Source organism: Alkalihalophilus pseudofirmus OF4 (genome assembly GCF_000005825.2).
GTDB lineage: Bacteria > Bacillota > Bacilli > Bacillales > Bacillaceae_D > Alkalihalophilus > Alkalihalophilus pseudofirmus.
This window is the reverse complement of record NC_013791.2, coordinates 1,434,438-1,453,070: the sequence shown is the minus strand read 5'-3', so window position 1 is coordinate 1,453,070 and position 18,633 is coordinate 1,434,438. Positions and strand designations below refer to the sequence as shown.

At 38.9% G+C, this 18,633-nt stretch carries 19 protein-coding genes and 1 other annotated feature; of the genes, 3 read left to right on the top strand and 16 right to left on the bottom strand.

The features are described from left to right. Positions 1–20: 20 nt before the first annotated feature. The 4 genes from BPOF4_RS07325 to BPOF4_RS07310 all read right to left on the bottom strand — a co-directional run bounded on the left by BPOF4_RS07325 (position 21) and on the right by BPOF4_RS07310 (position 3,642). Entirely contained in the window at positions 21–413 is a 393-nt protein-coding gene (locus tag BPOF4_RS07325) for a hypothetical protein (RefSeq protein WP_012958460.1), read from the bottom strand. Positions 414–814: 401 nt separating this feature from the next. Then, positions 815–1,717, bottom strand: coding sequence for a hypothetical protein (locus tag BPOF4_RS07320; protein ID WP_012958459.1), 903 nt, complete (start codon positions 1,715–1,717; stop codon positions 815–817). Further along, the gene (locus BPOF4_RS07315) at positions 1,714–2,244 is read right to left on the bottom strand and encodes an RNA polymerase sigma factor (RefSeq protein WP_012958458.1); all 531 of its coding nucleotides are present in this window, start codon (positions 2,242–2,244) and stop codon (positions 1,714–1,716) included. The genes BPOF4_RS07320 and BPOF4_RS07315 overlap by 4 nt, the downstream gene beginning before the upstream one ends. Positions 2,245–2,415: 171 nt before the next feature. Further along, entirely contained in the window at positions 2,416–3,642 is a 1,227-nt protein-coding gene (locus BPOF4_RS07310; RefSeq protein ID WP_012958457.1) for a M20 family metallopeptidase, read from the bottom strand. Positions 3,643–4,239: 597 nt separating this feature from the next. On the opposite strand from BPOF4_RS07310, the gene BPOF4_RS07305 reads away from it, so the two are divergent. Then, entirely contained in the window at positions 4,240–4,461 is a 222-nt protein-coding gene (locus BPOF4_RS07305; protein ID WP_012958455.1) for a hypothetical protein, read from the top strand. Between the two features lie 59 nt (positions 4,462–4,520). On the opposite strand, the gene BPOF4_RS21170 is transcribed toward BPOF4_RS07305, so the two are convergent. The 5 genes from BPOF4_RS21170 to BPOF4_RS07280 all read right to left on the bottom strand — a co-directional run bounded on the left by BPOF4_RS21170 (position 4,521) and on the right by BPOF4_RS07280 (position 8,496). Beyond that, positions 4,521–4,982 (bottom strand): YpbF family protein, encoded by a 462-nt coding sequence (locus tag BPOF4_RS21170; RefSeq protein ID WP_012958454.1) that lies wholly within the window; start codon positions 4,980–4,982, stop codon positions 4,521–4,523. Positions 4,983–5,039: 57 nt separating this feature from the next. Further along, entirely contained in the window at positions 5,040–5,282 is a 243-nt protein-coding gene (locus tag BPOF4_RS07295) for a hypothetical protein (RefSeq protein WP_012958453.1), read from the bottom strand. A 61-nt stretch (positions 5,283–5,343) separates the two neighbouring features. Then, a complete protein-coding gene (locus BPOF4_RS07290) occupies positions 5,344–5,919 on the bottom strand; it encodes a CPBP family intramembrane glutamic endopeptidase (protein ID WP_012958452.1) in 576 nt (191 codons plus the stop codon). Next, a complete protein-coding gene (locus BPOF4_RS07285) occupies positions 5,912–7,444 on the bottom strand; it encodes a RecQ family ATP-dependent DNA helicase (protein ID WP_238446489.1) in 1,533 nt (510 codons plus the stop codon). Before BPOF4_RS07285 ends, BPOF4_RS07290 begins: the two co-directional genes overlap by 8 nt. Continuing rightward, on the bottom strand, positions 7,444–8,496 hold the full coding sequence (locus BPOF4_RS07280; RefSeq protein WP_012958450.1) for a YpbB family protein: 1,053 nt from the start codon (positions 8,494–8,496) through the stop codon (positions 7,444–7,446). The genes BPOF4_RS07285 and BPOF4_RS07280 overlap by 1 nt, the downstream gene beginning before the upstream one ends. Positions 8,497–8,860: 364 nt before the next feature. On the opposite strand from BPOF4_RS07280, the gene BPOF4_RS07275 reads away from it, so the two are divergent. Continuing rightward, positions 8,861–9,109 (top strand): ferredoxin, encoded by a 249-nt coding sequence (locus tag BPOF4_RS07275; RefSeq protein ID WP_012958449.1) that lies wholly within the window; start codon positions 8,861–8,863, stop codon positions 9,107–9,109. Positions 9,110–9,140: 31 nt separating this feature from the next. Here the strand turns inward: BPOF4_RS07275 and BPOF4_RS07270 are convergent, their stop codons facing one another. Beyond that, positions 9,141–10,220, bottom strand: a complete 1,080-nt coding sequence (locus tag BPOF4_RS07270; RefSeq protein WP_012958448.1) for a M14 family metallopeptidase — start codon at positions 10,218–10,220, stop codon at positions 9,141–9,143. Between the two features lie 218 nt (positions 10,221–10,438). Further along, positions 10,439–10,671, top strand: a binding site (T-box leader). 112 nt (positions 10,672–10,783) lie between these two features. Between BPOF4_RS07270 and serA the strand changes: the two genes are divergently transcribed. Then, positions 10,784–12,406: a phosphoglycerate dehydrogenase gene (gene serA, locus BPOF4_RS07265; protein WP_012958447.1), complete on the top strand. Its 1,623-nt coding sequence runs from the start codon at positions 10,784–10,786 to the stop codon at positions 12,404–12,406. A gap of 61 nt (positions 12,407–12,467) precedes the next feature. Here serA and BPOF4_RS07260 read toward each other — a convergent pair whose 3' ends face one another. From BPOF4_RS07260 to BPOF4_RS07235, 6 genes are all read right to left on the bottom strand, one after another. Continuing rightward, on the bottom strand, positions 12,468–13,280 hold the full coding sequence (locus BPOF4_RS07260) for a histidinol-phosphatase (RefSeq protein WP_012958446.1): 813 nt from the start codon (positions 13,278–13,280) through the stop codon (positions 12,468–12,470). 97 nt (positions 13,281–13,377) lie between these two features. Then, positions 13,378–13,764 (bottom strand): hypothetical protein, encoded by a 387-nt coding sequence (locus BPOF4_RS07255; RefSeq protein ID WP_012958445.1) that lies wholly within the window; start codon positions 13,762–13,764, stop codon positions 13,378–13,380. A gap of 148 nt (positions 13,765–13,912) precedes the next feature. Continuing rightward, on the bottom strand, positions 13,913–14,698 hold the full coding sequence (locus tag BPOF4_RS07250; RefSeq protein ID WP_012958444.1) for a peptidoglycan DD-metalloendopeptidase family protein: 786 nt from the start codon (positions 14,696–14,698) through the stop codon (positions 13,913–13,915). Between the two features lie 135 nt (positions 14,699–14,833). Further along, on the bottom strand, positions 14,834–15,934 hold the full coding sequence (locus BPOF4_RS07245; RefSeq protein ID WP_012958443.1) for a Ger(x)C family spore germination protein: 1,101 nt from the start codon (positions 15,932–15,934) through the stop codon (positions 14,834–14,836). Next, positions 15,912–17,030: a GerAB/ArcD/ProY family transporter gene (locus BPOF4_RS07240; RefSeq protein WP_012958442.1), complete on the bottom strand. Its 1,119-nt coding sequence runs from the start codon at positions 17,028–17,030 to the stop codon at positions 15,912–15,914. The genes BPOF4_RS07245 and BPOF4_RS07240 overlap by 23 nt, the downstream gene beginning before the upstream one ends. Before the next feature lie 42 nt (positions 17,031–17,072). Next, positions 17,073–18,569 (bottom strand): spore germination protein, encoded by a 1,497-nt coding sequence (locus BPOF4_RS07235; protein WP_012958441.1) that lies wholly within the window; start codon positions 18,567–18,569, stop codon positions 17,073–17,075. Positions 18,570–18,633 lie beyond the last annotated feature (64 nt).

The following is an 18,633-nucleotide window of genomic DNA, read 5'->3' as shown; positions in this document are numbered from 1 at the left end:
TTTCTCACATCTTGTGTTTCTTAATCAACTTTTTGCAAATTAACATCCATTATACCATATAAGCTTGCCAAAATTAGAGCACAGAGGGCAGGAACCCAGCTGGTGTACATAAGATGTGCAATCGATAAAAAGGCTAAAACAAGAAATAAAATGCGTATGTTGTGATTCACGGAATAACGCGGCATTTGAAAGAGGGTTTTTAGTAAATCTTGAACAAACAGCGAATAGGCTAAAAATCCCGCAACAAATGCCAAAGAGGCGGCAAGCATTTGAAAGGGAGAAAAAAGAACAGCGCCGATCAGCTCCCCTAGCCCAAACCCTCTAGGGTGAGGAAAAAGCTTGAATGAGGTTAAAATACCGCCATATGCGGTTAATAAAAGTAGACATTTCTTAAAGATAAAATAAGGATCCACGTCTATTTCTCCTTCATGTCTTTTACTTCTTTTAAAAACATAGTATGGGATTTACACAAAGATATGAGGAAAAATAAACTGAAGTTTAACTCTTGAAAATAAACGCAAGTAAGAGGAGGATTGCCGCTTCTGAAATAAACTCGCTTTTCGCGGGGAGCTAGTGAGCTTCCTCGGGCTAATGTGGGATACTTTTGTTATGATTTAGTTCACTTGAGGCTCAAGTATAATTGCTTTCATCCCGCTTCACTTTCTAAGGCCTGAAAGTTTGCTTTTAATGAGAGAGCAGCTTAACAAAACCCTTCCTCCGTTGACCTCGCTGCAGGCACCCGCGGAAAGCGTGTGCCTGCAGCGGAAATCAACAATTATTGAGAGCATTTTTTGTGACCTTATTGCCCCTGCGTTTAAGGGGTCCACTCAAAGTGCTCTATCACCTGTCCTGCACGTACTTGAAGGCCTTCGGAATATTCTCCAAACGTATAGATCTCGATGGTATAGTAATGATCATCGTTAGATAGTAATGCATATCGCTTAGATTCATATTCACCAATGTAGAAACGCTCCTCCATCACATTTAATTGGTCATTCCTTGAATTGACCCAATCTGTTTCATTATCTTCTAAAGCAAATCCGTTATGACTCATTTCTAGATCCCACTCTTCTGAAATTTCATCTACACTGCCCACGTCAACTGGAGTGATCGATAAAAATGCCGGTTCTATCCGACCATTGCCATAATTGGCTACGATTTGAATTCCTTTTTCTTCGTCAGAATTTATTTCTACATCAAATTGTTCGTCTACAACGGAGGAAAAACCAAGTTCGGTATCTGTAAATTCTTTAACTACGATAGTATCTTCTTGTCCTTCTCGCATAACTGTTTCTTCTCTCGTTTCACCAATATCAATTCGTTCAAATGACGACCTTGGTGCTGTCACATTTTCTCCAGCAGGTTCTTCATAGGTTGTGACCTCGTCTTTATCCGTTCCACCCTCTTCGGCAGCTTCTTCCTCGATTAAAAAATTCGCTTCGCCGTCCCCGTTAGATTCCTCGTTGATTTCCTCATCACTAATGGCTATTTGATTACCCTGGTCTGTAAAAAAACCGCCTGATAGGAGAATAGCACCTATTCCAGCAGCTAAAAACATTAACGCCGCCACTTGCCAACGAGGAAAAAAGGTAGCCCGGCGAGGCTGATTCCCCTTTTTAATTTGAGACATGATATGATCACTTGAAGTCTTTTGAGGTATTTGATCATATTGCTTTTTTAATTTTTTCATTTGATTTTCAAACTGTTGATCATTCATTGTCTTTCACCTACTTTTTCAAGCTTTTCTTTTAATTGCTTTTTAGCTCGCATCATTCTCGTTTTTATGGCCCCTTCCGATACCTTTAAAACATCTGCAATTTCTGCATAGGTCAGGTCATGAAAGTAATGCAAAATGATAGGAACTTTATATTTTTCATCTAGGGATTGAATTTGTTCATGCAGTGCTTTTGTTTCATCGTCATAAAAAGTTTCTACATAAACCGATGCCTCCCCCTCATCCTGCATCGCCTTTACTCTTTTAGAATGCCTTGTCTCTGTTCTATATTGGTCCCTGACTACATTTAATGTAATCGTATAAAGCCAAGTAGTAAATTTACCTCTCGTATGCTTAGATAAGAATCGATAGACTTTAATAAACACTTCTTGTGTGATATCCTCCACACTCGATTCCTTTGCTCCAAGCTGGAACGCGAACTTCTCAACGGTCTTTATATGCATTTCAATTAATCGTTGGAAAGCTTCGTCGTCCCCTTTCTTTGCACGCATGATCAATTGTTCTTCCATTGCGACTACCCCCGAAGTTGGTCTCACTGTTTTTATTTCATTTAATGCTGGTAAGCAATTTATGGTTAGTTAGATTTTTTAACATGACATCCATAAAACGACAGTCACATTTAAAAGGTTTCATAAAAAAACACGCTCATCCTAAGATAAGCGCATTTAAAGACCAATAACTTACGAGGTTGCATCGGCTTCTTTTGATTGAGTTTTTAGTAGAGAAGGATTTTTATCAGAAAGGAAATCTAATGCAACACTCAATAAAAGTTTCGCAGCAACAAGCATAGCAGATTCATCAAAATCAAATTTCGGATGGTGATGCGGATAAACAATTCCTTTTTCTACGTTGCCTGCCCCAGTAAAGAAGAATGTACCAGGAACATGCTGCAAGTAATAAGCAAAATCCTCTCCCCCCATAACTGGCGCCATCTCTTTGACAAGGTCTTCCCCTTGTAATTTCGTAGCTGTCCCGACAAAGCGATCTGTTTCAAACGGGTCATTAATAACCGCTGGATAGCCTTTTTTGTACAAGAAATCATATGTTGCTCCCATGGCGTCACATACTCCCTTTGTCACCTGCTCCATACGTTCAATCATCATATCTTGTACATCAGTTTCGAACGTTCTAACCGTCCCGACAATCTTAGCACTATCAGCAATAACATTAAATGCTCCGCCAGCATGGAAAGACCCGACACTTAAAACAGCAGATTTTAATGGATCAACATTTCTGCTCACGATATGCTGCAGGTTTTGAACAACTGAGGTACCAACTGCAATGGCATCTACCGTTTCATGAGGGGAAGCCCCGTGTCCCCCTCTGCCTTTAAAATCAATCTCAAAACGATCAGCTGCTGCCATGATGGCATCTCTTCTATATCCAATTTCTCCGAGCGGCATTGTGGACCATAAGTGCGTACCAAAAATGGCATCTACACCTTCTAAGCAGCCATCACTAATCATAGCAATAGCACCACCTGGGGCAAGCTCTTCAGCAAATTGATGAATAAGGACGACCGTACCTTCTAAGTTTTGTTGATTTTCCATTAACACTTTCGCAACAACTAAAAGGGTAGCTGTGTGGCCATCGTGACCGCATGCATGCATCACACCAGGAGTCTCGGAAGCAAACGGAAGCCCTGTTTCCTCTTGAATAGGAAGAGCATCAAAGTCTGCACGCAGTGCTACTGTTTTTCCAGGCTTTGCCCCTCTAATGTAGCCAACAACCCCTCGTCCGCCTACATTTCTTTTTACTTCTACCCCTAGTTTCTCAAGGTAATCCGCAATCATAGCTGGCGTTTGTTCCTCTTCAAAAGAGAGCTCAGGATGTTGGTGAAGCGTTCTTCTTAATTCAACCATTTCCGGATAATACGTTTCCAGTGTTTTATGTAATTGATCAATCATCTATCAGCACTCCTTTTCTTTTCCATTGCACATATCTATTGTACATTTCGTAGGGCGAAATGAAAACCTATTATCCTAAATATTCCGATTTTTCATAGGATATTCTCAAATTATAACAGTTTAGAAAAATAAAAAACTGATACCCGATTGGATACCAGTTTGGTCTCATGTTAAATTGCCTTACTTCAGTTGCTCTAAAATTACTCAGAGTACTCGGAAACTTTAAGAAGTCCAATTGCCATTACTACAGCAAGAACCATTGCCATAATTCCGAAACCTAAAACAGCTACTAATTGTACTAATGTCATTAGTCAACACTCCCCATATGAAGATGTTTCTTTTTGATAATTTGTAAACTAATCGTAACATAGCTTGTTTGTTGATCTAGAATCGATTTGTGACAATCTCACGAACATTGAATACAATAAAAATGGGTAAAATGAATGAATTTTTTTCGTCGATTTTTTAGCTTTTCTGTCAAAATTCTTTTGTAAGATTCCTTCACTAACAGATTGAATATTCAGATTAATTACGTTATACTGAAGACACAGAGATTTAGAAAGCGCTTACATTAATAAATAAGAAAGGTGTGAGTGTATGTTTTTAACTAAGCTGACAGACAAATCACTCGTAACCAACCAAGACTTGGCTTTTAACCAGCGTATCGGCCTTCCAGTTGAAGTGTATTGCTCAAGACAAGGAACAACACTTGCCTTTGGCAAAATTGAAATGTATACGGACCATTTTATTTATGTAAGCGGCAGATCTTACTGTCGTGAGAACCATATGTTTTTTGGCCATCCACATTTATCTGCCTAGGATAAAGATAAAACCACTCCGCCATTCAGCTTGCTCCCTGAATGACGAAGTGGTTTTTATTATTTATGATATAGGTTGATATCGTGTTCTGTTTTCATATAAGTAAAAACAGATTCCCTATGCTGCCAGCTTTGATCTTTCTCCCAAAGTTCACTTGAGCGCTCAATACACTCTTCTCGCAAAGCTTCAAATTCGATTTCTGCTTTAGTTGCTTTTTTCGATAATAACTTAACCTGCACAATCCCTACTATAAATAAAAGGATAAGCAAAAGGAGAATCGTGTTGCCTACTAATATAGATAAAAAGTTTGAACTAAAATGAAGCCCGCTGCTCCCTCTTAAAACTTGAGCACCAAACAGCAAAAAAAGTCCAAGCGATAATAACGTAAATAAACTCCAATGATTTTTGGCTTTATTCAGCTTTTCCCATTTTTCTTTTCGTGCAATCATTTCTTCAAGCATCACTTTACTAACATTTGTAAGAGCATCAGGATGTATATTCCATTGTTTCATACCTGTCATACGCTTGGCCCCCTTTACTAGAAAATATGAAGAGGGTAGAAAACTAGAACGATTTGCTTAAAGATTTAACCAGTAAGGTGAAAAAATCAGTAGTAAAACAATGAGAATAAAAGTCATTAATAATAATCGTACAAGCGGAAATGTCATCTGGATGCCGCGTTTTTTCTTTTTCCTGTGCCGATGTACGTCTTTTCTAGAAGGAAGCTCTCCTTCCTTACGCTCCGTTCGACTCTCAACTCTTGACATTTGTTTTCTCAAAGGCTCTGCTTGGTCCTTGTAGTCCCGCTGTGCTTCACTCATACCGTTTCACCTCACTTATAGTATCGGTCATCCACTGCTTTTTTTAATGAATCTTATTTCCCTATTTTCTTGATTTTTTTCTTAAAAATAACCCAAATAAAAAATCAATTAAAAAATGAGCAAAAATCGTTACAGTAAGGTTATTTGTATATTCAAATAGAAGCCCCAGAGAAAAACTAACTAACAATACAAATGAAAACAAGATTGGTTTCTTTAAATACCGCACATGAACAAGGGCAAAAATAATGCTTGCAGCAATTAAACCGAAGGCTGTTTGTAAAACCGCTCTAAATAAAAGTTCTTCTACTACAGCAATGACCATACATAAAATAATCATATGAAGTACACTGCGCCCTTTAAAAACTCGTTCATTTATCCCGCCATCGTCAAGATGACGATAAGGAATAAAGCGGTACATTAAAAGATCAACACCAACGACAATCAGAGCAAAGCTGCCCCCTATTACGATCGTTTCATACCAAGTAAATGAAAGTAACTGCAGGAACATGGATAGATCATCAAAAACAAAGTAAGCCCCTGTCAAACCAATTAAGAGCATGGCCGCTTGTGAGCCATATAAGCTAGCTAAAATTTCTTTATCACTTAAATGCTCTATTTTTCGTTCATTCTCATTCATATAATTCCCCTGTCTTGCCGAACAACCTGATAGACAGCTCCTCTTGCCAATTTTTCGCATCATGCTGATTATAATGATGTAGTTGTTCTTTTAAATAATACGTTTCAAGCGTTAACCCACAAATATCACAGCAATTTTCTGTTTGAATCTGTTTTTCTTCTTCTTCAAAATAGTCCAACACCCCATTTCGCCTGCACGTTTTACTGTGCATCCAGGTCTCAAACTGAGATAAATGTTTTTGTTTATTGATTTGATATTTTAAAAATGAATCAGCTAACATGGTAGAAACAGCATCGATTGAGAACCGTTGAACCATGGTACCCTTTAAAACGTTCATTTCCTCTAATGAAACTTTTACATTTTTCCATGCTGTTTCGCTGCACCCAAGCTTGGCACAAAGTTCAGTCTCTGCCTTCTCATCCATTACTTCCATTTGGCTGAGTGCAAGAAGCAGCTGCACTATTTGCTCGTTATCTAATTGTTCTCGCTTTGAAAGCAGTCTTGCAAGCCCGCGGTCCTCTTCACTAAATAGGGTAATCGCAATACTTTTCTCCCCATCACGCCCTGCACGTCCTATTTCTTGTACATATGATTCCATTTGAGTTGGATAGTGAAAATGGATGACGTACCGGATATTATCTTTATTAATTCCCATGCCAAATGCACTTGTACAGCATATAATTGAAAGTTCCCCTTGCATGAATTGCTGTTGGATTAAAAGCCGATCATCATTTGTCATCCCGCCATGATAAAAATTGACACCTTGAATGCCTCGTTCTTGTAGTTTTCTAGCTGCTGCCTCACTCCACAGCCTGCTCGAAAAATAAACCATACCAGGTCCTTTTAGTTTTGATGTCAGCTCAAGTAACCGTTCCATCTTCTCTTCTGTTGATAAGTATTGTTCTACTTGGACCGCAATATTCGGCCGGTTGACAGAATGAATAAATGATTTAGGTTGACTCATTTGTAAATACGAGCAAATATCTTTTTGTACATAAGGTGTAGCTGTGGCTGTAATTGCTAAGCAAGGTGGATTGGATAATTTCTCTCTTACTTGTGCTAAGCGTAAATAATCACTTCTAAATTCATGTCCCCACTGAGAAATACAGTGTGCTTCATCAACAATAAATAATGAGATCTGCAGTTTTCTCAATTTATGTAAGACGTAATCAGATTGGAGCATTTCAGGTGACGTATAAATCAATTTATAGGTAGACAAAGAACGAAATACTTCTTCACGTTCAAGATGATTCATAAAGCTATTGATTGCTACTACTTGCTTAATTCCAATGGAGCGCAGCTGCTGCACTTGATCCTCCATGAGAGAAAGAAGCGGAGATACAATGATGGTCACCCCCTCCTTCAATAAAGCAGGAAGCTGATAACAAATGGATTTCCCCATCCCCGTGGGAAGAACTGCTAATACGTCTTCATTTTCCATTAGGGCAGCTACAATTTCTTTTTGACCACTTCTAAATGTAGAATAACCAAACCACCTGTACAGCTCTTTTTCTAGATCCATCATTATTCCTCCTTCCTTGCAAGAACTAAGCGAATCATAAAGTAAGATACTTCATCACCTAATGCTTCTTTAATGTCCCGTAACTTTACAGATGATCCTTTCTCCTTCATAAACGCATAAATTTTATGTTTAATTTCTTCAGTCACATAAGGCTTGATTGAAAAATCAGGCTGCTGAAGAGCAATTTCTATAATATGATCTTCTATCGTACTTCTTTTTAATTTTCGTTTCGTTGCAATTTGGTCTAATGTATGACCTTGCTGTATGAGTCGAGCCGTTTGGTCAGCAGACTTTGTCCAACCAGCTGATTTAGAATCTCTTTCAATAAAGACTTGTAAGACTGGGAATTTTTTTTCATTCTTCTCCATTTCCTCAAGCATTTCATGAAGCATTGCTTGATGAATGATCCAAGCATCCTCCACATTAAACCCACATGTATGAGCAGCTTGGGCTGAGGTATATCCGACTTTCTTTTCTGTTGTCAGTTGCAAAACTATAAACAGAGCATAACGATCTGGAAAACGTTCTAATAGCTGCTTAAGCTCTATGTGTAATTGTCGAAGTACATTCATCCTTTTGTTTTTTTGGTTTGGCATTCGTGCCTTGACCCACTTTTGAATGGCGCGGTCTTGAATGATTGGAATAAAAGATCCACTCTGTGATAGGAGCTGTGTCAACGATTGGATAAACAACGTAAACCTCTGCCAAAAGAGTATGCCTGTCCTTCCATATTTAAATCCATTTAAGCGTCTAATTATCGGTGTTTCTGCCTGTGTATCACGAATCGCGATATCTCCCTTTTCCGTAACGAGATAACAATCCTTATCACAAGGCTTAAGATACCCACTCTCCATACAAGCAGCTGCTATCGTGTCCATTTCTTCACGTTTTATCTTAGGGAAAAGACCAAAATACGGAAGCAGTTTATAATAATGTCCATCTTGAATCGTTTGTGCAGATTTTTTGCCCTGAAGTAGGTGATAGGCTCCATATATCGTTCGTTCTCCTTTGAACCTTTTTAACACTGTTAAAACAATCACATGCTTTATTTTCATGGTTTCATTTCATCTCCTATCACAGGCCTTACTCACGGATTAGCTGCACGTTTCTAATATATAATGATTGTATCAAATTTCCGCTTTCTTTAGGGGCTATTTGCATCACCTGCGGGAATAATGATAAGAGCATGATTTGAACACGACCATTTAACATACTCAATCGATCATAAAACTATAAATTCGAACATAAAAACTTTATAAATGAAAAAGTTTAGGAATGATTTGGTTGAAAAGTTTATCAATCGGCTTTACAATAGGTAAGTACAAAAATCAAATCACCCTAGATCAGGAAGATGCATAGGCTATTGCAACCTTATTCTAGAGTTGGATTTAATAAATAGAACAAAATGGAGGGAACATCATGGCTAAATATACGATTGTCGACAAAGATACTTGTATCGCATGTGGGGCTTGTGGCGCCGCTGCTCCAGATATTTATGATTATGACGATGAAGGCATTGCATTTGTTATTCTTGATGATAACCAAGGAACGGCTGAAATTCCAGAAGAGTTAGAAGAAGATATGATTGATGCTCAAGAAGGTTGTCCGACAGATTCAATTAAAGTCGCTGATGAATCATTTGATGGCGATGCACTAAAATTTGAATAGGATCATTATTACATTTAAAGCAGACTGCCTTTTAAGGCAGCCTGCTTCTTTCATTATAAAGAGTATGGAGAGTGAGTCCTTCTAACGCCAGCATAACGGCATTGGACCATATTTCAGCATAGCTGTGATTTGATAGGGGGTTAACTCCAACTCCTACCTCAATCGTGAAGCCAGGCCTACCAGTTTCTTGTATAAACCAGTCTTTATACCCTCCATCACTGTCAGCCGTATGAACAGGTGTATAGGAGCTTGCTAAAGACAATCTTTTGACCATGTCTTCACTTTCTTTCGGTTCGTATCCTCTGTAACCCCAATAAATCACTTGTCCTTGTGAGTGAAAAGCCAACACATAACTAAACGTATTGCGCAGCGTTAGTCTGTGTACAGCCTTTGCCTCAGGTTCAGTGAGCGGGGCCGTTCCGCTGTAATGCCTGCTCCACGGCATTTGCGGACTCTCATCTGCTTCTCGCTCCCACCCGGCAGGCCACTGGTGATTAAGATCCACCCCTCTAATGTTACTTGACCAATGTTCAAACCGAGTCATCCCCTTATTTATTTTTAATACTTCATTATAATGAGGATGCTTATCATAGATCCCTTGCATCACAAGTTCAATACCGTCAGGATTAACAAGCGGTACGGCGAATAACTTTACCTCTTTTAACCATTTTGCAACATCATACCCATACATCTTTTTGTTCTTATGACCAGCTGCTAAGCATTCCTTTAAAAATTGCACTAAAAATTTCGTCGTATGCCACTCATTTGCATGCCAGCCTGCTGAATAAAAAATGGATTTCTTCCCACTGCCAATAACAATCGCATAAATTGGTTTTTTCATTACAGAGTAACCAATTACTTCTACCCGCGCACCCATCGAACGAAAGAACGGAATATCTTTTTCAAGATCGCTTGGTCCGTATTCTTCCCAACTACTACCAGCTGCATTTTGGTTGTCAGTCCTGGCTGGAATATGTAATAGTTGGCCTGGATAGATATAGTCGATTTCAGAAGTAAGATGTGAGTTAAATAACAATAAGTCAAATGGTCTAATGCCAAATTGATTGGCTACTTTAGCCAGTGTATCGCCTTGTTTTACGGTGTATTCCATCTGATCACCCCTTGTTATTACCATATGAAATAATTAGATGGATCAGAAGCAGACGAGGAATCTTTTGGGAGAGGAATCTATTGATCGTATTTTGTCCAAAAGAAAGTGCACTCTCAAAAAGTACTCTCGCATTCAAAATAGGTTTGACAGAAAGATTTTAATATGATAAATTATCAAACAATTAGACTTCTTAGACTTAATAAAAATGAATGATAAAATATAAAACGTTGATGAAGAATGAAGAAATGGAATCCATTTTACAGAGAGTTAGTGGCTGGTGTGAACTAACATGGATCATTTCAGATAGCCCTTCTGAGTTGGCTGATTGAAACCTACTGGAGTAGATCAGCTCGGATGATCCGTTATCTTTGGAGATAATTCTCCCCTGAGATGTGTTATATCTAACACATAAATGAGGGTGGCACCGCGGTTAGAACCTTCCGCCCCTCACGATTCGATTCGTGTGGGCAGAAGGTTCTTTTTGTTGTAGCGCTTTCATGGTCTAACCATGTTGCTCAAATAAATCATTTTTAGATAAGGATAATTTAAGGGAGTGGTGGAGAATGAACAAGCAAGCAGTGATTGAAAAGGAAAAGACTACAGAGAGAACAGCTAAATATCACATTTTAGTATCTGATGCGATGAGTCAAGAAGGGTTGCTTCCTTTGCTCGAAAATGCCAATGTACATTGCGTAGAAGCCTATGTTGATGAGGTAGAAGATCTTACACAATTCGACGCTCTGCTCGTGAGAAGCGCTACGAAAGTGACAGAAGAACTACTGCAAAAAATGCCTAATCTAAAAATTGTCGCTCGTGCGGGAGTCGGCGTTGATAATATTGATTTAGACGCTGCCACAAAACACGGGGTGGTTGTCGTAAATGCACCAGATGGAAATACGATTTCTACAGCTGAACACACATTTGCCATGATTAGCTCATTATTACGTAAAATTCCTCAAGCTAATGCATCTATTAAAGCGGGTGAATGGAATCGTAAAGCATTCCAAGGCTCTGAGCTTCGCGGTAAAACATTAGGAATCGTTGGTTTTGGCCGTATTGGTACACAAATTGCTAAGAGAGCTCGCGCTTTTGAAATGTCTTTACTTGTTTTTGATCCATTTTTAACAAAGGCAAGAGCTGAAAAAATCGGTGTGACCCCTGCTAGCTTAGATGATGTTCTTGCGCAATCAGATATCATCACTGTTCATACGCCTCTTACAAAAGAAACAAAGGGTATTCTAGGTATGGAGAATATCGCCAAAACAAAGCAAGGTGTCTTCTTAATCAACTGTGCCAGAGGCGGAATTATTGATGAATCAGCCCTCAAACATTATTTAGCCAACGGTCATATTGCTGGTGCCGCTCTGGATGTATTTGAAGAAGAGCCTGCACAGGATAAGGAACTGCTTGAGTTTGATAATGTCATTGCAACTCCGCATATTGCAGCTTCTACAAAAGAAGCACAGTTAAATGTAGCCTCACAAGTTTCTGAGGAAGTGATCCGTTTCTTAGAAGGGCAGCCGGCTACTAATTCAATTAACCTGCCTACTTTATCTAAAGAGATTTATGAAAAAATCCAGCCTTATTATGACTTAACGAAGCGCATGGGTAACTTATTATCTCAAGTTATGAAAACACCGGTACAAGAAATCGAAGTGTATTACGGCGGAAATATTACTGATCTTGAAACATCAATTACGACACGCAGCCTTATCGCAGGCTTCCTTCAGCCTCGCGTAGATGCAGCCGTAAATGATGTCAATGCAGCTCTTATTGCTAAAGAAAGAGGCATTACCTATGGTGAGAAGCATGTTGAAAATACATTCGGTTATTCTAACTTAATTCATGCTGTCGTACACGGTGAAGACCGTCATTTTGACATTAAAGGAACATATATCAAAGAATACGGAGCAAGAATCGTAAGCATCAATGGCTTTAATGTTGATTTTGTTCCACAAGGCCACCTTTTATATATCCAGCATAATGATAAACCAGGGGTAATCGGGCGCATTGGTCAATTATTAGCCGAACATGATGTAAATATTGCGACGATGCAAGTAGGTCGTAAGCAAGAAGGCGGCGAAGCCATCATGATGATTACCGTTGATAAAACAGTAGAAGAAGACGTTTTAAAGGCGGTACGCAAAATTGAAGATATTCAGTTTGCTGATAAGATCGAAGGCTAATCTGATTCGAACGAATATAAGGACCAAAAAAACGAGATGGCTTCTTGCCATCTCGTTTTGCTTATCCTAAAGGAACTTCTTTTCGTTTTCCTTTTTCAAATGTCATAAGTGAGGTATAGCCAGCTGATTTTGCAAAATCAATGGCTTGGTCAAAGTCAGCCCCGACATGGTCAGGTTCATGTGCATCAGAGCTCAGTACAATAGGAATCTTCTTGTCATAGCACATCTTCAATAGACGCGGGTCCGGGTACAGCTCTCCTACCGGCTTTCTAAGCCCCGCAGTACTAATTTCCACGCATGTTTTTGAATTAGCTAAAGCTGTCGTTGCTCTGTCATACTGCTCAAGCAGGAACGATTCATCCTCTGGCACATATTTAAATATCTTCACCAAATCAAGATGCCCAACGATATCAAATAAATTTGACTCAGCTAATGTAATAACTTGGTCGTAATACCCTCGATATGTATCATATAAATCTCGTTTATCCCACTCGGCTCTAAACTCAGCTAAGTCAATGCCAAAGTCTCCAACCCAGTGAATACTTCCAATCACGTAATCAAAATCATATTGCTCAATAAAATGCTTCATTTCTTGGTGCTTTCCGGGAGTATAATCCATCTCAATGGACATTTTCACATCAATATTGGCATCCCATGCCTGATGAAAAAGAGAAACATAATCCTCCATGTCATAGTATCTTCTAGCATCAACCCATGGATTACTTAAAATATCTTTTGTTTGGTAGAAATGATAAGCATGTTCAGAAATACCGAAATGTTCGATATCCTTTGCTTTCGCTTGATCGGTAAACTGCTTCAAATAGTCAAGTGTAAGTTCACCTTTTTCCAGGTGATTATGATAATCAGTCTTCATTTTCAGCCTCCAGACAAGTTATGTATAGTCCTTTTTATTGTATCAAACCCCAAAGCAAAATGTATCAAATTCTCAAAAATTCTGACACCTTCACACATTACCAAATATGTTGAAATAGCGTTTCTAGCTGGTCTTCTCGGTGCATTTTTAAATAGATCTTCCCCCGGTCTGTCAGCTGTATTGATTCATCCTCTGTAAACACAAGTCCTTCCGCAAAAGCGACATCTACATAAAATTGATATAAAAGAGCAATCTGTGTTTTTTTCTTTTTTCCCATAAGCCTGTATCCAAATGTCTTATCGTGAGTCCTCCAAAACCTTGGATGTACCTTACGTTTACCTATTAAGCGAATAGAACCGTGTTTATTCATTTTTTGAAGCATGAATACAAAACCATCTACAAGATCCACTTGATTGGACGTTAGATCCGTTTGTTGATTTAACCACTGAAAAAGTTCAGTACTAACTATAACTCGTTCCTTCATGTCCACAACCTTCTACCTTTTCCAAGTTTCATAGACATTATTCTATCATATGCTTTTCTCTTTTTACAGAGCTCTTAATAAAGTAAATCTTCAAGTAAATCTTCATATATAAATAAGCGTGCCTAACGTAAGCACGCTTGTCACTTCTTTATTGATCAACAATCAATAAGTCACCTACTATAATAGACTCATCAGATAACCCGTTCCACTCCATTAACTCTTCAATAGATGTATCATACAGCTGACTGATCGACCATAATGTGTCCCCGCTCTCAACCATCTTCACTGGTTGTCCTACAACATTTCTTTCTTGATCACCCGCTTTTCCCATTCCAGGTAGATTACTCATAACATAAACAGCCTCAGAATCTTCTGTATCATTTTCATAAGCAGAATCTAATGACCAGGCTGCATACCGGTCCGAATCTTTTTCAGATAAGACGAATAAAGGATCTATCGCTTCTGATTTATCAATATTCCAGCTTCCGTCATGCACTTCAAAATGCAAGTGATTTCCTTGAGATCTTCCGGTATTACCGACAGTCCCAAGCTGTGATCCACCCTCTATAGCTTGTCCCTCTGAAACAAACCGGTCATGCAAATGAGCATAGACCGTTTCGAAACCATTATCATGTTCAATAAAGACTACTTCACCATATGTATCAGAAACATACGATTTACTTACTACGCCGTTCGCTGCTGAGACAACAGGTGTCCCTTCAAGCGCTGCAATATCAATTCCAAAATGTTTCCCTTCTCTTGTTCCAAAGGTATCTGATATTTCACCTACGGTAGGCCAGATAAATGTTTGATCCTCCACTTCTAGTAAGTCCCTTTTTTCTTCTGCTTTTGCTGTCTGAGTTCCTAGAAATAAAATCCCAATACATAATCCCAATGCTACTGCAATACAAAAACGCTTAATGATGTCTACCATTTCTTCCTCCTTACACGAATGAAAAAGCATCATACAAAGTAATCCGTGTTGTATGATACTTAATTTTGTTCAAACCTTTATTAGTTTATGCCAGCTTTATTTAATTTATGCTGCCTTTTTTTTATGAGCTAGATGTTACTCGATCGCACCGGAACTTAGAATTTCGACATTTGTTTCCACTTCAAATTCCATCGTTTGGTAAATCTGATCTTCCCATTTTTCAGGAACCCAATCGCGGGTAATACTTCGATATTTCTCCCCTACCGCAACAGGATCCACCCCTTCATCACGAAACTGTTCTAACAAGGTTTGAGCTCGCTTAGAAATCTTCTCTTCAATCTGACTTTCTATATCATCGATTAAGTCATCTTCATCTAAATTCATCGCCCCTGTATAATCAATGATTTCCGCCTTGAGTTTAATCTCAAGGGTATATCTTGGATAAGGTCCTGTTTTATCAATTGAGCGTTTTCGGTTGCTGAAAATCTTTTCTAGTACAACAACAGCTTGTTGATCTCCTGTTTGTACATAAAATTGTCTTGACACTCTTTTCGTCGGTGTCGTCATTAATTTTAAGATGAATGAATCATCTAAAGTAAGAGTACGTATATATTTATCATCTTTAAAAAGAGCTGTACCGGTTATTCCAACTCGATCATTTTCAATAGCTAAAACGGGTAAGAAAGGGTCCCTCGCGTCATTATATAAACTAAACAGAAATTCGTGCATGTTCGTTGCTGGGATTGTGTTTGTCTCCATATTCTGCTGAACTAGATCAGATAAATAAACTCCTGTCTGTTCTCCCCCGCCTAAATTTGCTTCTATGATATCTTGTGCCCTGCCTTTAACTAAAGCCAATGTAATTCGATTACCTACTGAAGCATCCCTGTATAGAGAATCAATAGCCTCTTCTACTCCTTTTGAGGCAAGCTCTTCCCCAATCAACACCACATTCAGCTGTCCAAATTCAAGAGGCTTCTGAGATTTCTCGGTTAATAAGATCCTCGCCCCTTTTACCGTTTCAGCGTCGGCTGTAATAATATCTCTTTCTTGAATATTTTCCTGTCCTTGTTCAAGAAAAATAGGAAAACTAACTGTCATTGAGAGATTTTGTTCCCCGTCCGTATCAAAAGCGACCGTACGTATTACGGCAATTTCATCAATAATTCTCGTTTCAATACAGCCTGAGAGGATGAAGAGCAAGAGAAACAGGTTACATAGAAGTCGTTTTCTCATGATCTCCCCTCCCTTTTTTCACTTTCATAACAATCGTTTGAATAATAACAAGTAATGGAATATAGGCAAAGACAAAATAGAAGCCAAACGTACTGACCCAGTCGGCAAAGATGCTGATTTCTTGACGAGTAGGCAAAGAGATCATAATAAATGTCACTAATACTAATGAAATAAACAAAGCGGCACGCTGGTTCATATGAAAAATCCGTTTCGCCCCTCTGCTTGCTGCCCACAGTGCGAGAGCAATATTAGGAGCAATAAACAAGACCCAAAGAGCGACCCCAATGTATTCAAACCTCTCAAGAAAAGGCAGCTGTACGACTTTAAAGAGACTGAGTGTCGCCCATATCGTTTTATTTAATTGTTCCTCCGAATAAAAAGCCAAACTGATCAGCATGATGATGGTATAGATAAAAGTTGTCGCAAACGCTCCGAGCTGTGCCCACTTTTGTGTGAATTCCCTGTTCTTTAGAAAAGGGTAATATAAAAGCAATATCTCAAAGCCTAAAAAACTTAATGTCGTTTCTTTTGCACCTAAAGCAAGTTCCACTATGGTATGCTTCAATACTGGAACTAAATTAATGAAATGGGCAAACTCAAGCGGCATTAATAAAATTAAAAATAAAGGGATGGGAATAATGACACCTAAGAATGTCAAGCCGACAACAGAACGAAAGCCCCCAGCTACGACATAATAGAATAGGCCAAATCCAATCAAGGCCATCACCCAAGTCGGCAGGTCAATAAACATCCATACTTGGATAATTTCAATATAAGCACGCATGACAATGGAGGCTAAGCAGACAAAATAAATACATACAAAAAAACTGAGAATATTCCCTATCCATTTACCAAACAGCTGCTGGTGAATCAATATCAGGTCTCCCTTTGACCGCTTCGCTAATAAGTAAATACAAAAGATAATCAAGTGTACAAAAATGCCTGCACCAATGACAGAAATCCACGCATCATACCCTGCCTCTTTGACCACACCGCGCTGAAACCCTAAAATACCGATTCCAATCTGCATTCCGTGAATCAAAAAGAAGACTAAAAAGCCTGACACCAGATACTGTTCTTTGATCGGCTTGTCCATACTATCACCCCCATACTACATACCCTTTTATTCATCTATATGTTATTCATCTATATCGTGCTTTTCCATGGCTCTTTTAAAGTTGAATCTCCCTTTATCTCTCGGCCTTAAGTAAACAGGTCTCTCAGACATATAGTTAAATGGCATTCTGATAAATGCGTCTTTCCAATCTTTTATTCTCGGCGGGAAGAGCGGTGACAAATAAGGTCTTCCTAACGAGGTTAAATGAAGAAGATGAGCTAATGTATATAACCCGCAAAAAGCGACACCCACTCCTCCTAATAAAGCCGCTGAAACAATAAACGGAAAACGAATCAAACGAATCGTATTACCCATTTGATAGACCGGTGTCGTAAATGAAGCAAGTGCTGCTAGAGCGACAATGATCAATAGAACATTACTCGTTAAACCCGCTTCCACTGAGGCTTGTCCGATGACAATCCCTCCTACGATACCAATCGTCTGACCGACTTTCGTTGGAAGTCTAGCCCCCGCTTCACGTAATAGCTCAATCGTTAACTCTAAAAAGATGGCCTCTATTAACGGCGGGAAAGGAATATTACTCCTTGATGCCATAATGGTCGCTAAGAGATCTTTAGGAATTAATTCGTAATGGTATGTTAATACCGCTACATAAATAGGTGTGGCTAAAATAGAAAAGGCTACCGAAATAAATCGCAACATACGTACCGAAGAAGCAATCTGCCATGGAAGATAATAATCTTCTAAGGAAGAGAAGAACTCAACTAACGTAACTGGTCCAAACACACCTTCAGGGGAACCGTCGCATAAAAAGGCTACTTTTCCCTCAGCAAGCACGGCAGATACTCGCTCAGGACGCTCAGTATTAATGAGCTGAGGAAATATCGACATTGTTTTATCTGTAATCATTTGAGCAAGACTGCTAGAGTCGAACACTTGATCATATTCGAGATCATTTAATCTCTGGAGCATCGTATTTAAATTTGCTTCATCAACTAGCCCTTCTACGTACATAACCGCTACTCTCGTTTTTGTCAGCTTTCCTAAAGTCAGTTCCTTCACTTGCAGCTGAGGAAGCGGTAATCGTTTTCGAATTAAGTTAATATTTGTATCAATTGATTCGATGAATGCTTCTTGGGGTCCTGATACGCTGAACTCAACCTCTGGGGTTGTTACTTCACGATCACTTGCAAGCCCTGCTTCAATGAGAGCTACAGTAGAAGGATCATTCTTATCACGAATAGCAATAAATCCTTCTATGACTTTGTCGCGAACATCTTGAGCTTTCGTAGTGATGAGCTTATTTTGTATAGGAACAGGCTCAATTAGTGACGATAAATCTTTGGATTCTGCTTTTTCTAGGTGGAGTAAGATATCACGATGCAAGCGATCAATATCAATCATCGTCTGAAAATAACTAATTTCATATGTACGTTGATTTTGCTCGCGTTCATACTGAGAAAAGTCACTTGATTTAGTGAGCATTGTATATACGTCTTCGACCGTTTCCTGGTGATGTTGATTTTTCATCCGTTGTTTCATCCATCTAACAAGCATCTCTTATCCACCTCCTCCTACCTAATTAGTATTAGTATGAAATGGTTAGGTGTGAATTATGCGG

Excerpts from the sequence above, each read along its gene's own strand:
- BPOF4_RS07260 (WP_012958446.1), bottom strand. The coding sequence starts at position 13,280 with ATGAAGACTGATTATCATAATCACCTGGAAAAAGGTGAACTTACACTT.
- BPOF4_RS07280 (WP_012958450.1), bottom strand. The coding sequence starts at position 8,496 with ATGAAAATAAAGCATGTGATTGTTTTAACAGTGTTAAAAAGGTTCAAA.
- serA (WP_012958447.1), top strand. The coding sequence starts at position 10,784 with ATGAACAAGCAAGCAGTGATTGAAAAGGAAAAGACTACAGAGAGAACA.
- BPOF4_RS07315 (WP_012958458.1), bottom strand. The coding sequence starts at position 2,244 with ATGGAAGAACAATTGATCATGCGTGCAAAGAAAGGGGACGACGAAGCT.
- BPOF4_RS07240 (WP_012958442.1), bottom strand. The coding sequence starts at position 17,030 with ATGGACAAGCCGATCAAAGAACAGTATCTGGTGTCAGGCTTTTTAGTC.
- BPOF4_RS21170 (WP_012958454.1), bottom strand. The coding sequence starts at position 4,982 with ATGACAGGTATGAAACAATGGAATATACATCCTGATGCTCTTACAAAT.
- BPOF4_RS07245 (WP_012958443.1), bottom strand. The coding sequence starts at position 15,934 with ATGAGAAAACGACTTCTATGTAACCTGTTTCTCTTGCTCTTCATCCTC.
- BPOF4_RS07235 (WP_012958441.1), bottom strand. The coding sequence starts at position 18,569 with ATGCTTGTTAGATGGATGAAACAACGGATGAAAAATCAACATCACCAG.
- BPOF4_RS07305 (WP_012958455.1), top strand. The coding sequence starts at position 4,240 with ATGTTTTTAACTAAGCTGACAGACAAATCACTCGTAACCAACCAAGAC.
- BPOF4_RS07270 (WP_012958448.1), bottom strand. The coding sequence starts at position 10,220 with ATGGAATACACCGTAAAACAAGGCGATACACTGGCTAAAGTAGCCAAT.
- BPOF4_RS07295 (WP_012958453.1), bottom strand. The coding sequence starts at position 5,282 with ATGAGTGAAGCACAGCGGGACTACAAGGACCAAGCAGAGCCTTTGAGA.
- BPOF4_RS07275 (WP_012958449.1), top strand. The coding sequence starts at position 8,861 with ATGGCTAAATATACGATTGTCGACAAAGATACTTGTATCGCATGTGGG.
- BPOF4_RS07290 (WP_012958452.1), bottom strand. The coding sequence starts at position 5,919 with ATGAATGAGAATGAACGAAAAATAGAGCATTTAAGTGATAAAGAAATT.
- BPOF4_RS07255 (WP_012958445.1), bottom strand. The coding sequence starts at position 13,764 with ATGAAGGAACGAGTTATAGTTAGTACTGAACTTTTTCAGTGGTTAAAT.
- BPOF4_RS07250 (WP_012958444.1), bottom strand. The coding sequence starts at position 14,698 with ATGGTAGACATCATTAAGCGTTTTTGTATTGCAGTAGCATTGGGATTA.
- BPOF4_RS07310 (WP_012958457.1), bottom strand. The coding sequence starts at position 3,642 with ATGATTGATCAATTACATAAAACACTGGAAACGTATTATCCGGAAATG.
- BPOF4_RS07320 (WP_012958459.1), bottom strand. The coding sequence starts at position 1,717 with ATGAATGATCAACAGTTTGAAAATCAAATGAAAAAATTAAAAAAGCAA.
- BPOF4_RS07285 (WP_238446489.1), bottom strand. The coding sequence starts at position 7,444 with ATGATGGATCTAGAAAAAGAGCTGTACAGGTGGTTTGGTTATTCTACA.